This window comes from Brachybacterium sp. B718/18, assembly GCF_055454375.1.
The window spans coordinates 20,963-34,785 of sequence record NZ_JBVDDO010000010.1 but is presented as its reverse complement, the minus strand read 5'-3'; the positions used below and the strand labels follow the sequence as shown (position 1 = coordinate 34,785).

The following is a 13,823-nucleotide window of genomic DNA, read 5'->3' as shown; positions in this document are numbered from 1 at the left end:
GCAGTGCCCCCGATCTCCTCCCGCGACGCCCCGCGCTTCGGCAGCGCCGAGCGCAAGAGCGTGCTGGCCGGGGCGTTCGCCGAGCAGGGCGAGGACTACGACCGGCTCCGCCCCGGCTACCCCGCATCCGCGCTCGACGAGATGCTCGCGGCGCTGCCCGCGGGGGCCGACGGGGCCGCCGGGACGCTGCGCGCGATCGACCTCGGGGCGGGGACCGGGAAGCTGTCCTGGGCGCTCGCCGAGCGGGGGCTCGAGGTCACCGCCGTCGACACGAGCGCGGCGATGCTCGAGACCGCCTGTCGACGCGGCCCCGAGGGACGGCTGCGGACGCACCTCGCCCCGGCCGAGGCGACCGGGCTGCCCGCGGCATCGGCCGAGCTGGTCACCGTCGCCCAGGCCTGGCACTGGTTCGACGCCCCCGCGGCGTCGGCCGAGGCGGTGCGGCTGCTCGCGCCCGGCGGCGTGCTCGCCCTGGTCTGGAACATGCTCGACGTGACGATCCCCTGGGTGCACCGTCTCAGCCGCATCATGCACGCGGGCGACATCCACCGGGAGGAGTTCGAGCCCGAGGTCGGCGCGGGACTGCGCCGGATCCACCGCGCCGCCCACGTGTGGGAGGACCCGATGCCCACCCAGGACGTCATCGACCTCGCCCGCACTCGCAGCTACGTCATCACCGCCCCCGAGGAGCGGCGCGCCACGGTGCTCGCGAACCTCGACTGGTACCTCCACGACCACCTCGGCCACCCGCGCGGAGCCACCGTCGGCGTGCCCTACCGGACCGACCTGTTCCTGTACCGAGTCGGGTGAGCGGGCCGCGTCACTCCGCCGCGTCGGGGGCGATGGACATGTCGGTGATGCGCCAGCGCTCGCCGTCCCAGGCGACCTGCGCGATGAGCTGCCCGGAGACCGCCTCGAGCTCGTTGGCCTGCAGCGTGGGGTCGTCCACCAGGATCGACGCCTCCTGCGAGAAGTCCGCCGTGACCTCGCCCGTCGCGGGCGGCTCCCCGGTGCCGGTGAAGCTCGTCCCGTGGACCGTGAACTCGCCGTCCACGAGGTAGCCGCCCTGCGCGGCGAGGGTCTCCGCATTGGCGAGGAAGGTCGTGCAGACCGAGCAGTTCGGGTCCACCGAGTTCTCCCACACGGAGATGTCGCCGCTGCTCATCATGTACGCGTAGGACTCGAGCACGTAGGTGAGCGTGGCCTCGGCCCCCGCCGCGCTCTGCTCCGTCATCCCGGCCGGCTCCTCCGGGCGAGGCAGCGAGGGGCGGATCGGCTGCTCGGCGGGATCCACCGTCGGCCGCTCCTCCGCGATCACGGTCTCCGGCGCCGCGTCCCCCGTCCCCTCGTCCCCACCGCCGAGCACTCCGCCGAGCCCCATCACCCCGACGGGGATGAGGAGCACGAGAGCGAGCACGACGAGCAGGATGCGCTGAGCGGGACGGTTCACGGCGACCACGGTAGATCACCGCCCCGGACACCCGTCGAGAACCTGAGGACCTTCCCACGATGGAGGACTACCCTGCTGCGAGTGCGCGGCCGGTCGGCCGGCGCCCCGGAAGGAGCATCGTGACCCTGCTGCGTCTGGCGCTGCGCGCCGTGAGGCCCTACTGGCTCTGGATCGCCCTCGTGGTGCTCTTCCAGATCGGCGGCGTCGTGGCAGCGCTCTACCTGCCCACGCTCAACGCCGACATCATCGACGACGGCGTCGCCCAGGCGGACGTCGACGTGATCTGGGAGCTCGGCCGGCTGATGCTGCTGATCTCGCTGGGGAACATCATCGCGCTGATCACCGCGAACTACTTCGCCGCCCGCTCGGCGATGCGCGTCGGGCAGGACCTGCGCTCGCAGGTCTTCGACCGGGTCTCCTCGTTCTCCCCGCGGGAGATGGCGGAGTTCGGCACGCCGTCCCTCGTCACCCGGTCCACGAACGACGTCCAGCAGGTCCAGATGCTGGTGTTCTTCACCCTCAACATGCTGGTCCAGGCCCCGGTCACCGGCATCGGCGGCGTGGTCCTGGCACTGCGGGTCGAGCCGGGGATGGCGTGGCTGATCGCCGTGATGGTGCCGGTCATGCTGGTCGCCGTCGGCACCCTCATCCTGCGGGCCGCCCCGCTGTTCAAGCAGATGCAGGGTCGGATCGACGACATCAACGGCGTGCTGCGCGAGCAGATCACCGGCATCCGCGTGCTGCGCGCCTTCGTGCGCGAGGACCGCGAGCGGGAGCGCTACGGCGAGGTCAACCACGAGCTGACCGAGCTGAACCGCCGCATCGGCCTGCTGATGATCCTCATCAACCCGATCATCATGTTCCTGCTCAACATCTCCAGCGTGCTGGTGCTGCTGGTCGCCGCGCCGCGCATCGACGCCGGCCAGATGGAGGTCGGCTCGATCACCGCCTTCATCGCCTACCTGATGCAGATCCTCATCGCGGTGATGATGGCGACCTTCATGACGATGATGATCCCGCGCGCGATGGTCTCCGCCGAGCGCATCAGCGCCGTGCTCGGCACCGAGACCTCCGTCGTCCAGCGCACCGACGGGGTGCGCGAGATCGAGGGGCCGATCGAGCTCAGCTTCGACAGCGTCTCCTTCACCTACCCCGGCGCCGAGCGGCCCGTCCTCGAGGACGTCTCCTTCACCGCCCGCGCGGGGCAGACCGTCGCGATCATCGGCGGCACCGGCGCCGGCAAGACCACCCTGCTGAACCTCGTCCCGCGGCTCATGGACGCGACCGAGGGGCGGGTGCTGCTGAACGGCCACGACGTGCGCGAACTCGACGCCCGCGTGCTCTGGGACCGCGTGGGCCTCGTCCCGCAGCGGCCCTACCTGTTCTCCGGCACCGTCGCGAGCAACCTCCGCTTCGGCCGCCCGGACGCCGACGAGCAGGAGCTGTGGCACGCCCTCACCGTCGCCCAGGGCCGCGACTTCGTGGCCGCCATGCCGCAGCAGCTGGAGTCCCCGATCGCGCAGGGCGGCACCAACGTCTCCGGCGGTCAGCGCCAGCGGCTGTGCATCGCCCGGGCCCTCGCGGCGAAGCCCTCGCTGTTCCTCTTCGACGACTCCTTCAGCGCGCTCGACCTCACCACCGATGCGCGGCTGCGCGCGGCGCTGGCCCCCGAGACGGAGGACGCGCTCGTGCTGATCGTCGCCCAGCGCGTCACCACCATCGTCGGCGCCGACCTGATCCTGGTGCTCGACAACGGCCGGGTCGTCGCCCAGGGCACCCACACCGAGCTCCTCGAGAGCTCCGAGACATACCGCGAGATCGTGCGCTCCCAGGGCGTCGAGGAGGAGGTCGCGTGATGAGCACCGACGAGACGACCCCCGTCGAGACCAGCCCCACCGAGACCAGCCCTGCCGACGAGATCGCCGCGGAGAAGGACGCCCAGCGCGGGCTGCGCCCCGGCCAGTCCGCGAAGAACTTCTGGCCCTCCGCGAAGCGGCTGCTCGGCGAGATGGGGCCCGAGCGGCCCTACCTCCTCGCCGCGATCGGCCTCGGCGTCATCTCCGTGGTGCTGTCCGTGGTGGGACCGAAGATTCTCGGCCGCGCCACCGACCTCATCTTCACCGGCCTGATCTCCCGCACCCTCCCCGCGGGCGCCGACCCCGAGCAGGTCATCGCCCAGCTGCGCGCCGAGGGCCAGGAGCAGTACGCGGACATGCTCTCCGGCATGACCCTCACCCCCGGGCAGGGCATCGACTTCTCGGCGCTGCACCAGGTGCTGCTGCTCGCGGTGCTGCTGTACATCGTCTCGGCCCTGTTCATGTGGCTGCAGGGACTCGCGCTGAACCGGATTCTGGTGCGGATGGTCTCCCGCCTGCGCCGCGAGGTCGAGGAGAAGCTGCACCGACTGCCGCTGGCCTACTTCGACCGGATGAAGCGCGGCGAGATCCTCTCCCGCGTCACCAACGACATCGACAACATCCAGAACACCCTCATGAACACCGTGACGGGCCTCGTGAACTCGATCCTCACGGTGCTCGGCGTGCTGATCATGATGCTCACCATCTCGTGGCAGCTCTCGCTCATCGCGCTCGCCGTGATCCCGGTGGCGCTGCTGGTCACCGGGCTCGTCGGCTCCCGCAGCCAGAAGCTGTTCGCGCAGCAGTGGGACGCGACGGGCGTGGTCAACGCCGAGGTGGAGGAGGCGTACACCGGCCACTCGCTGGTGACCGTCTTCGGCCGCCGCGAGCAGGTCGGCGCCCGCTTCGAGGAGCGCAACGACCGGCTGTTCCGCGCCACGTTCGGCGCGCAGTTCGTGTCCTCGCTGATCATGCCGCTGATGATGTTCGTGGGGAATGTCAGCTACGTCGTCATCGCGATCGTCGGCGGGCTGCGGATCGTCTCCGGGCAGATGACCCTCGGCGACGTGCAGGCCTTCATCCAGTACTCGCGCCAGTTCACGCAGCCGCTCTCGCAGGTCGCGTCGATGGCGACCATGCTGCAGTCCGGCGTGGCGAGCGCGGAGCGGGTCTTCGAGCTGCTCGACGCCGACGAGCAGGAGGCGGAGACCGAGGTGCCGGGCGCCGCCGCCGCGATCGGCGAGGGCCGGGTCGAGTTCGAGCACGTCCGCTTCTCCTACAGCCCCGAGCGGGAGCTGATCCGCGACCTCTCGCTCGTCGCGGACCCGGGGCACACGGTCGCGATCGTCGGGCCGACGGGGGCGGGCAAGACCACCCTGGTGAACCTCGTGATGCGCTTCTACGAGGTCGACGGCGGCCGGATCACTATCGACGGGACCGACATCCGCGACCTCACCCGCGCCCAGCTGCGCGAGCGCACCGGCATGGTCCTCCAGGACACCTGGCTGTTCAAGGGCTCCCTGCGGGAGAACATCCGCTACGGCCGGCTGGACGCGACCGACGCGGAGGTGCTCGAGGCGGCCCGCGCGACCCACGTCGACGACTTCGCGCGGCAGCTCCCCGAGGGCTACGACACGATCGTGGACGACGACGAGTCCACGCTCTCCGCGGGCGAGAAGCAGCTGGTCACGATCGCCCGCGCGTTCCTGGCCCGGCCCAGTCTGCTGATCCTCGACGAGGCCACCAGCTCCGTCGACACCCGCACCGAGGTGCTCGTGCAGCAGGCCATGAACCGGCTGCGCGAGGGCCGCACCAGCTTCGTCATCGCCCACCGCCTCTCCACCATCCGCGACGCGGACCTGATCCTGGTGATGGAGTCCGGGGACATCGTCGAGCAGGGCACCCACGAGCAGCTGCTCGAGGCCGACGGCGCCTATGCGCGGCTGTACCGCTCGCAGTTCGAGGGCGCGAGCGTGGACCTGGACGCGGAGGGGGAGCTCGCGGGAGGGGCACAGGCGGCGGACTGACGCTCCGCCGCGCGGAGAGTCCCGGTGAGGTCCACGCCTCATGGATTTCGCACTCATTCACCGGAGTGCATAAGCTTCCATGCGTGATTCGCACTCAGCCCCGTCGGCGCACCCTGCTGCGCGCGCTGCCGGTCGCCCTCGGCGGGGCGGCCCTCGCGCCCGCCCTCGCCGCCTGCACCGACGCCTCGGTCCGCCTCGACGAGGAGTCGAACGCGATCCCCGAGATCGACCTGACCGGGATCGAGGAGCAGAGCGACCTCGCCGCCCTCGTCCCGGACGAGATCCGCGAGCGGGGCGAGCTCGTCAACGGCGCCGCGCTGAACTACGCGCCCGGGGAGTTCGTCGGCTCCGACGGGGAGGCCGTCGGCTACGACATGGACATCCTCGCCGCCATCGGCAAGGTCCTGGGCCTGTCGACCCGCACCGAGTCCGCGGTGTTCGCGCAGATCATCCCGTCGATCGGGGCGAAGTACGACGTGGGCATCTCGAGCTTCACCATCAACCCCGAGCGGCTCGAGCAGGTCTCGATGGTGTCCTACTTCGCCGCGGGCATGAGCTACGCCGTCCGGCGGGGCAACCCCTACGACATCACTCCGCCCGACCTGTGCGGCAGCCGCGTCGCCCACCAGGTCGGCACCTACATGGACGACGTCGTCGTCGAGCGCGACGGGGAGTGCCGCGACGGCGGCGGGGCCGGGATCATCGACCAGCCCTACGTCGGCAACGCCGACGCCGCGACCGCGGTCGCGGGCGGCAAGGCCGACGTCCTCATCGGCGACTCGCCCGTCGTCGCCTACGCCGTGGACCGCTCGCGCGGCACCCTCGAACCGGTGGGCGAGATCGAGGACGCCGCCCTCAACGGCATCGTCGTCGCCCGGGACCAGCCCGAGCTGGCCGAGGCGATCCGCGGTGCCGTCCAGCACCTGATCGACACCGGCGCCCTCCGCGAGATCCTCGCGGCCTGGGGAAACGAGAACGGCATGATCGAGACCTCGGAAGTGGACCCGCAGCAGTGAGCACCGCACAGACCTCACCCCCCGTCGGCCACGACGCCGACCCGATCCCGGGACGGATCCGCGCCAAGCGGCCGCCGCGCCCCGGCACCTGGATCAGCGCCGTGGTCGTCGGCCTGCTCGCCCTCGCGCTGGCGAACTTCCTGGTCACCAACCCGGTCTTCGACTGGGGCACCGTCGCCGCCTACATCCTCGACGTGAAGGTGGTGCAGGGCGTCGGCTGGACGCTGCTGATCACGGTGCTCTCGATGGTGCTCGGCACCGTCGTCGCCCTCGCCGCGGCGATCGCGCGCCGCAGCGAGAACCCCGTGCTGCGCGGCGTGAGCTGGGCGTACATCTTCGTCTTCCGCGGCACCCCGGTGTACACCCAGCTCGTGTTCTGGGGCCTGTTCACCGTGATCGTCCCCAAGATCGCGCTCGGCGTCCCCTTCGGGCCGGAGCTCTTCGCCCTCGAGACCCGCGACTACTTCCCCGCCTTCTGGGCGGCGGTGGTGGGGCTCGGCCTCAACGAGGGCGCCTATCTCGCCGAGATCTTCCGCTCCGGCCTGAACTCCGTCGACAAGGGCCAGACCGAGGCGTCCAAGGCGCTCGGCATGCGGCCCGGCCGGATCCTGCGGCGGATCATCCTCCCGCAGGCCATGCGGGTGATCGTGCCGCCGCTCGGGAACGAGACCATCGGCATGCTGAAGACCACCTCGCTCGTGCTCGCGGTGCCCTTCACCCTCGACCTCACCTTCGCCACCAACGCGATCGCCAACAAGCTGTACGCGCCGATCCCGCTGCTGCTCGTCGCCGCGATCTGGTATCTCGCGATCACCTCGGTGCTGATGGTGGGGCAGCACTTCCTCGAGCGGTACTTCGGCCGCGGCTTCGATGACCGCCCCGGCGCCCCCGCGACCGGCCGCCGCTCCCGCCAGGCCGCCGTGAACCGCGCCGGCACGACCCCCAAGGACTCCCTCCCGGAGGTGGAGCTGTGATGACGACCGAGGACACCACGGACGGCGCGCCCGCCCCTGCCCTGATCCGCCTCGAGGGCATCCACAAGGCCTTCGGCGACCTGCACGTGCTCCAGGGCTGCGATCTGTCCGTCGCCGCCGGGGAGGTCGCCGTGCTCATCGGGCCCTCCGGCTCCGGCAAGTCCACCCTGCTGCGCTGCATCAACCAGCTCGAGGAGCCGACCGCCGGGCGGGTGCTCATCGACGGGGTCGTGCAGGGCTACGAGTCCGAGCCGCTGCCCGACGGACGCTGGCAGAAGCTCACCTCGGCGCGCATAGCCCAGCAGCGCTCCCGCATCGGGATGGTGTTCCAGCGCTTCCACCTGTTCCCGCACATGACGGCGCTGCAGAACGTCATGGAGGCACCGGTGCAGGTGCGGGGCCGCAGCACCACGCAGGCCCGCGAAGCGGCTCTCGGCCTGCTCGGGCGGGTGGGCCTCGCGGACCGCGCCGACCACTACCCCGCGGAGCTCTCCGGCGGCCAGCAGCAGCGGGTGGCGATCGCCCGGGCGCTGGCCATGGAGCCCGAGCTGATGCTCTTCGACGAGCCCACCTCCGCCCTGGACCCCGAGCTGGTGGCCGAGGTTCTCGCCGTACTGAAGGAGCTCGCCGAGGGCGGCATGACCATGATCGTGGTGACCCACGAGATGGGCTTCGCCCGCGAGGTCGCCGACCGGGTCGTGTTCATGGACGAGGGCCGGATCCTCGAGCAGGGCACCCCGGAGCAGGTCATCGACCACCCGCAGTCGGACCGCCTGAAGGGCTTCCTCGCCTCGGTGCTGTGAGGGGTGGGGCGGGGCGGGGCGTGCCCATCTGTCCCGCTCTGCCCCCGCCCGCCCTGTCCACCCGTCGGCCCCCGCCCCACCAGCCTCACCCTGCCCCCGCCCGCCCCGCTGCCCCCGCCCCGTCCGCCGCTCCACCCTGCCCCCGCTCGCCCCGCTGCTGAAACTCCGCACGCTGCGTGAGCTCAGCGCCCCAGGGCCCGTGAGGTCACGCCACGCGCGGAGTTTCAGCAGCTGCGGACCGCGCGGGCCGGCAGATCAGGCGGCGGCCGGCCGCTGACCGGCCAGCGCCCGGACCTTGGCCCGGCCGAACGGTCCGACCTCCCGGATCGCGGCGAGGATCTTCCGCTGCGTGCGGGGCCAGTCGAGCCAGACCTGCTGGTAGCTGATGCGCAGGACCTGCAGCCCGAGAGACGTCGCCGTGAGGTCGCGGGCGCGGTCGGCCTCGAAGACCTCCTGCGCGGTGTGGGGCCCGCGACCGTCGATCTCCAGGAAGATCCCGCCGACGTAGGCGTCGAGGTACCCGACACCGTCGAGGTACACCTGCTGCTCGACGGTGAATCCGCGGCGCCGCAGCCAGCGCACCACCCGGGTCTCCGATCCCGAGTCGCTCGCGGTCGAGAGGCGGCCGATCCGGGAGCGGACGGCGGCGGGGGCGGCGGTCAGCAGTACTGTCACCTCCACGGGGCCGAGCAGGCCCTGCGCCATCGCGGACTCGAGGAGGATCGCCGCCGTCTCGCCATCCTGGCAGCGCATCGCGTGCTCGAGGGCGAGGGGGAGCGAGGCCACCGGGTCCGGCTCGGGCCAGCCGCGGTGCGGCGTGGGATGCCCGGCCATCCTCGACGGGGTGCTGCGGGTGTCCTGGTACCGATAGACGTGCAGGCGGGAGATCGACTGGCCGGGACGGGCCGAGCTGTCGCCATGCGGAGTCCACAGGCCGTGCATCGGGGTCACGCTGATGCAGGTCAGGCGATGGCCGTGGCGGAGCGGCGCGACCGTCCGGGGCTCGGCACCGTCGAGGGCGTACCACCCTCGGGCGACGCGGCGGAGGATGCCGTCGCGGACCGCCGCCCGGATCGAGGCATCGGTCTCGCCGCGGGCCAGCATCTCCGTCCGGTTGATCAGCCCGGTGTCGGCGGAGGAGAGGTGGAGGATGCGGCGGGGTGCCCGGACGGGACGGAGCCGGGGCCGGGCATCAGCGGGCAGGATCAGGTCACTCGACGAGTACATCCGCTCACCGTGCCGGGGCCGGCCGCTCAGCGCCTTCGGGGCGGAGGAGTTGGGGACGGAGGCGCGGTGGGGAGGAACGGTCCAGGGAAGAGAGTGGCTCTGGCTCTGGCTCTGGCTCTGGCTCTGGGTTTGGCTCTGGCTCCGGCTCTGACTGGCTGCTGAAAGACCGCGCCAGGCGTGACCTCGAGACCTCTGAAGGCCTGAGGTCACGCCTGGCGCGGAGTTCCAGCAGGGGACCGCGAGATCCCCCGTGCAGACCGTCAGGCGGCGGGGATCTCGAACTCGCCGCGGAACTCCGGGATCGAGGTGTCCTCGCCGAGGATCTCGGTCTCCGGCCGGATGTAGGCGCCCTTGAGGGTCTCACCGGTCTGCTCGAGGTAGATCGGGATGAAGCCGGTGGCCTCGCCATCGCGTCGGGGCGCGCCGTCGAAGTACTCGAAGCCCGCGGCCGTCAGCTCGTCATCCGCGGTGGAGGCGTAGTTGACCTCCTCGCCGCCGTCGTCGAGGACGAAGTCCTGCTGGCTCACGACGCCGCCGTACTGCTCCCCGGGGACCACCTTCACCTCGAGGTAGATCATCTCCCCGTCGGGGTTGTCGTTGGCCAGGTAGTACTCGGTGGGCATGTTCCGCGAGGCGGAGACGATGGTGACGACGTCGCCGGTGTCGGGGTCGGTGAGCTCGGTGCCGATCTCGGTGACCGTCCCCTCGGCGACGGCCCCGGCGCCGGACGCGCTCTCCTCGGACTCCTCGCCCGCAGCCTCACCGGACTCGGACTCCTCCGCCTCGGCCTCCTCAGACTCCGCCTCGGACTCTCCCTCGGCCTCCGCGCCCTCGCCCTCGGCCGCGGGCTCCTGCTCGACGCCCTGCTCCGGCTGCTGCTCGGGCTCCTCGTCGGTGGCGCCGCAGGCGGTCAGGGCCAGCACGGCGGTGGCGGCGAGGGCGGCGCCTCGGGCGATGATCGAACGGGACATCGTGTCCTCCTCCAGTGGTCGGTCATCCGAGCCTAGGTGGCATCTGCCCAGGTCGCGATGGGGAGGACTACCCACCGGCGCGGCGCGGTCCGCAGCAGGGCAGTGCCGAGCCGAGCCAGGGCGGCGCGGGATCCGCAGCTGCTGGAACTCCGCGCCCAGCGTGACCTGGACGCCGCTCAGGGCGTGAGGTCACGCCTGACGCGGAGTTTCAGCAGGGGGGCGGCATGAATGGCGGGGCGAAACCGGCGCGCCCCACCCCCGCCGTCACCACTCCAGGATCTGCCAGCGCTTCTTCTTGGCGACGGCGTACAGGCCGAGGTCGGGGGAGACCGCCGCCGGGGTGCCGACGAGGTCGAGCCAGGCGGCGTCGGCGTGGGAGTCGCCGTAGCCGTAGGAGGCGCCGAGGTCGGCCCCGATCTGGGCGGCGTACTTCCGCAGCCAGTTGGCGCGGGCCTCGTCTACGACCGGCGGGGTCGCGAGATAGCCGGTCATCACACCGCCCGCGTCCTCGTCCATGTGGGTGGCGATGACCTCGTCGAACAGCTCGGCGAGCGGCTCGACGAGCACGTCGAGCGCGCCGGTGACGAGCACGGTGCGGTGGCCCGCGGCGCGGTGCCGCTCGAGGGTCTCGAGGGCCTCGGGGCGGATCGAGGCGCGGATCCGGCGCCCCGCCTCGCCGCGCATCAGCTCGCGCAGCTCCTCGGCGCGGAAGCCCTTGTAGCGGCGGTTGACCAGGCGGATCAGCTCGGAGCGGTCCCGCTTCTCGGCGCGCAGGTAGCCCGGCACGGCGGTGAGCAGGCCGCCCAGCTCGGCGGGCCAGGTGCGGCGCGGACGGGTCGCCCGTACCACCGCGATGTACTGCTGCACGATGTTGGTGGCGAGCACGGTGCCGTCGAGGTCGAAGACGGCGAGGGCGTCGGAGCGCTCGGCGAGCGGCTTCGCGGGACGCTCGGCGCGGCGCTTCTGCGCGGACTTCGCGCGCGAGTAGGCCTTGGTCAGCTCGGTGACCGCCGGCAGGTGCTGCTGCTGGAAGTAGTCCGTCCAGTCGATCGCGGTGACGTCGAACTCGTGCGTCGCGAGGAACTCGGCGGGCAGCGAGGCGCGCAGCGCCCGGGTGTTCGCGTCGTCGAAGACCATCTCCGTCTTCGTGTAGTGGCGGTACAGCTCGATGTACTTGCGCAGGGTCGACAGGCCCGAGGTCGCGCGGTGCAGGCTCGAGGTCCACTCCCGGGTGCGGCGGGTCGCCGGCAGGTAGGCGATCGCGGCGGAGCCGAGCTTCGCGGAGAGCTCCTTGGCGCGGAAGCGCTGCTCGACCATCTCCACCGCGGGGAAGGACCACTCCGGCACGGCGATCGGCCGGCCCTTGTCGTCCTCGAGGGGGTGCTCGAGGAAGTACTGGCGCACCGCGGTGACCATCTCGTGGAAGGGCAGCGGGTTCGACGCGCCGGAGACCACCTGGAAGTAGGCGTCGTCCCCGCGGCGGTCGACCTCCTGGGTGGCGAGGGCGACGATCACGTTGACCACGTGGTCCACGGGGATCACGTCGAGGATCGAGTCGGCGAGGCCCGGGAACTCGGGCAGCACGCCGCGGCCGTACGCCATGATCAGCGGGTCGGCGACCTTGTAGCCGTCGATCCAGCCGGGGTACGGCTTCTGCATCGCGGACTCGATGATCGAGGGGCGCACGAAGGAGACGCGGTGGCCGTTGCCGGCCCACATCTCCTCGGCGACCTGCTCGGCCATGGCCTTGGTGAAGGTGTAGATGTCGGTCCAGCCGACGGACTGGGCGCGGGTGCGGCCGAAGTCGACCAGGCGCTCGTCGACCCAGGCGCGGCGTGCCTCCTCGGAGGCGGCGGCGACGGCCTTGGGCCCCATGCGCCCGTCGCGCAGGGTCGCGGAACGGATCCGTGAGCGCAGGGTCTCCGGCCGACGGGACTCCGCGTCGACCCGCTCGCGGGCGGCGAGCGCGGCCTCGTACTCGGCGCGCCAGTCGACGTCGGCGTTGAGCGAGCCCTCCTGGCGGAGGCCCTTGGAGATGCCGCCGACGTACGCGGTGGACACGTGGATCACGTGCGGGTCCTGGCCGGAGTCGAGCAGCGCCTGGTACAGGTTGCGGGCACCGCCGACGTTGGTGCGGAAGGCCTCGTCGATGGGCGGGTCGAAGGACACCGAGGACGCGGAGTGGATCACCACGTCGAGCGGGACCTCGATCGCGGGCATGTCGGTGAGGTCGCCCTCGAGCACCTCGACGCGCGCGTCGAAGATCTCCTGCAGTGCGGCCTTCCCGTCGACGGCGGTCGCGCCGTGCTCCCCGCCGCCCGCCGTCGACAGCTCCTCGGCCCAGGAGGAGAAGACGGGCTTGCGCAGCAGCTGCTCGAGGCGCTTGCGGCCGGTGACGGAGCCCTTGGGGCGCACCACCGCGAGGACGCGGACGTCCTCGGTGGTCTCGAGCAGGGAGCGCAGCACGGCCTGGCCGAGGAAGCCGGTGACGCCGGTGAGGAGGATCCGACGCTCCCCGCGCGGTGCGCCTCCGGCGGTCGTCGTCGGAGCGGCAGGGGCGGGGGTGTTCGACATGGATTCCCTCGGTGGACGGGTGATGGAGAGCTGTCGCGCGAGCGCGTCCCGCGGGCGCGTCCCGCGGGGCGGGAGCGGGGTGGGGGGTGGCCCCACCTGGGGCGTCACCTGCGCTGGTCAGGGCGGCGCTAGTGTATCGTAGCCGCCATGCACAGGGCCCTGATCACAGGCGGCACCGCGGGCATCGGGGCCGCATTCGCCAGAGCATTCGCACGTCGTGGCACCGCGCTGGTGCTGGTCGCACGGGATGCCGACCGCCTCGCCGAGAGCGCCGCACAGCTGCGCGCCGAGCACGGTGTCGAGGTCGAGACGATCGTGGCGGATCTCGCGGACCGCGCGGCCCAGCAGCGCGTCGCCGATCGGATCGAGGCGAGCGCCGATCCCGTCGACGTGCTCGTCAACAACGCGGGCTTCTCGGTGCGGGCGGGGCTGCTGGACGAGGACATCTCCGCGCACGATCTCGGCTTCGAGGTGATGATCCGCGCGGTCCTCAAGCTCGGCGGCGCCGCCGGCCGCGCCATGCGGGACCGCGGCCACGGATGGATCATCAACGTCGGCTCGGTCTCCGCGCTCGTCACCCAGAACAACTACTCGGCCATCAAGGCGTGGGTGGGCAACTACTCCGAGTCCCTCGGGGTGCAGCTCTCCGGCACCGGTGTGCAGGTCACGGCGCTCATGCCCGGATGGGTGCGCACCGAGTTCCACTCGCGCGCCGGCATCAAGGGCTCCTCGATCCCGGGCGTGCTGTGGCTCGACGCCGATCGCCTCGTCGAGGACTGCCTGAAGGATGTCGCCCGGGGCCGCCCGGTCTCGATCCCCTCGACGCGCTGGAAGCTGATCTCCGCCGTGCTGCGCACCACGCCCCGCGGCCTGGTCGCACGGCTCAGCGCACTGCTCAGCCACCGCCGCAACCGGGAGCGCTGAT

Annotated in this window: 11 protein-coding genes; 7 read left to right on the top strand and 4 right to left on the bottom strand. The window is 71.8% G+C overall.

Annotated elements, in window-relative coordinates; all coding sequences use genetic code 11:
- The first annotated feature begins 3 nt into the window (after positions 1 to 3).
- Positions 4 to 810: a class I SAM-dependent methyltransferase gene (locus tag ACZCAH_RS13405; protein ID WP_464341549.1), complete on the top strand. Its 807-nt coding sequence runs from the start codon at positions 4 to 6 to the stop codon at positions 808 to 810.
- A 10-nt stretch (positions 811 to 820) separates the two neighbouring features.
- Here the strand turns inward: ACZCAH_RS13405 and ACZCAH_RS13400 are convergent, their stop codons facing one another.
- The gene (locus tag ACZCAH_RS13400) at positions 821 to 1,450 is read right to left on the bottom strand and encodes a DUF6318 family protein (RefSeq protein ID WP_464341548.1); all 630 of its coding nucleotides are present in this window, start codon (positions 1,448 to 1,450) and stop codon (positions 821 to 823) included.
- A 119-nt stretch (positions 1,451 to 1,569) separates the two neighbouring features.
- On the opposite strand from ACZCAH_RS13400, the gene ACZCAH_RS13395 reads away from it, so the two are divergent.
- The 5 genes from ACZCAH_RS13395 to ACZCAH_RS13375 all read left to right on the top strand — a co-directional run bounded on the left by ACZCAH_RS13395 (position 1,570) and on the right by ACZCAH_RS13375 (position 8,126).
- Entirely contained in the window at positions 1,570 to 3,306 is a 1,737-nt protein-coding gene (locus ACZCAH_RS13395; protein WP_464341547.1) for an ABC transporter ATP-binding protein, read from the top strand.
- A complete protein-coding gene (locus tag ACZCAH_RS13390) occupies positions 3,306 to 5,333 on the top strand; it encodes an ABC transporter ATP-binding protein (RefSeq protein WP_464341546.1) in 2,028 nt (675 codons plus the stop codon). The genes ACZCAH_RS13395 and ACZCAH_RS13390 overlap by 1 nt, the downstream gene beginning before the upstream one ends.
- A gap of 83 nt (positions 5,334 to 5,416) precedes the next feature.
- The gene (locus ACZCAH_RS13385; protein ID WP_464341545.1) at positions 5,417 to 6,349 is read left to right on the top strand and encodes an ABC transporter substrate-binding protein; all 933 of its coding nucleotides are present in this window, start codon (positions 5,417 to 5,419) and stop codon (positions 6,347 to 6,349) included.
- Positions 6,346 to 7,323 carry an amino acid ABC transporter permease gene (locus tag ACZCAH_RS13380; RefSeq protein WP_464341544.1) on the top strand — a complete coding sequence of 326 codons (978 nt, stop codon included), beginning with the start codon at positions 6,346 to 6,348 and terminating at the stop codon, positions 7,321 to 7,323. Before ACZCAH_RS13385 ends, ACZCAH_RS13380 begins: the two co-directional genes overlap by 4 nt.
- Positions 7,323 to 8,126 (top strand): amino acid ABC transporter ATP-binding protein, encoded by an 804-nt coding sequence (locus tag ACZCAH_RS13375; RefSeq protein WP_464341543.1) that lies wholly within the window; start codon positions 7,323 to 7,325, stop codon positions 8,124 to 8,126. Before ACZCAH_RS13380 ends, ACZCAH_RS13375 begins: the two co-directional genes overlap by 1 nt.
- A 255-nt stretch (positions 8,127 to 8,381) precedes the next feature.
- Here the strand turns inward: ACZCAH_RS13375 and ACZCAH_RS13370 are convergent, their stop codons facing one another.
- The 3 genes from ACZCAH_RS13370 to ACZCAH_RS13360 all read right to left on the bottom strand — a co-directional run bounded on the left by ACZCAH_RS13370 (position 8,382) and on the right by ACZCAH_RS13360 (position 12,898).
- A complete protein-coding gene (locus ACZCAH_RS13370; protein WP_464341542.1) occupies positions 8,382 to 9,353 on the bottom strand; it encodes a hypothetical protein in 972 nt (323 codons plus the stop codon).
- Positions 9,354 to 9,613: 260 nt separating this feature from the next.
- On the bottom strand, positions 9,614 to 10,324 hold the full coding sequence (locus ACZCAH_RS13365) for a hypothetical protein (RefSeq protein WP_464341541.1): 711 nt from the start codon (positions 10,322 to 10,324) through the stop codon (positions 9,614 to 9,616).
- Positions 10,325 to 10,588: 264 nt separating this feature from the next.
- Positions 10,589 to 12,898, bottom strand: coding sequence for an HAD-IB family hydrolase (locus tag ACZCAH_RS13360; RefSeq protein ID WP_464341540.1), 2,310 nt, complete (start codon positions 12,896 to 12,898; stop codon positions 10,589 to 10,591).
- A 147-nt stretch (positions 12,899 to 13,045) separates the two neighbouring features.
- Here ACZCAH_RS13360 and ACZCAH_RS13355 point away from each other — a divergent pair, with 147 nt between their 5' ends.
- Positions 13,046 to 13,822: an SDR family NAD(P)-dependent oxidoreductase gene (locus tag ACZCAH_RS13355; RefSeq protein WP_329748767.1), complete on the top strand. Its 777-nt coding sequence runs from the start codon at positions 13,046 to 13,048 to the stop codon at positions 13,820 to 13,822.
- The last annotated feature ends 1 nt before the right edge of the window (position 13,823 follow it).

Excerpts from the sequence above, each read along its gene's own strand:
- ACZCAH_RS13355 (WP_329748767.1), top strand. The coding sequence starts at position 13,046 with ATGCACAGGGCCCTGATCACAGGCGGCACCGCGGGCATCGGGGCCGCA.
- ACZCAH_RS13390 (WP_464341546.1), top strand. The coding sequence starts at position 3,306 with ATGAGCACCGACGAGACGACCCCCGTCGAGACCAGCCCCACCGAGACC.
- ACZCAH_RS13375 (WP_464341543.1), top strand. The coding sequence starts at position 7,323 with ATGACGACCGAGGACACCACGGACGGCGCGCCCGCCCCTGCCCTGATC.
- ACZCAH_RS13365 (WP_464341541.1), bottom strand. The coding sequence starts at position 10,324 with ATGTCCCGTTCGATCATCGCCCGAGGCGCCGCCCTCGCCGCCACCGCC.
- ACZCAH_RS13370 (WP_464341542.1), bottom strand. The coding sequence starts at position 9,353 with ATGTACTCGTCGAGTGACCTGATCCTGCCCGCTGATGCCCGGCCCCGG.
- ACZCAH_RS13360 (WP_464341540.1), bottom strand. The coding sequence starts at position 12,898 with ATGTCGAACACCCCCGCCCCTGCCGCTCCGACGACGACCGCCGGAGGC.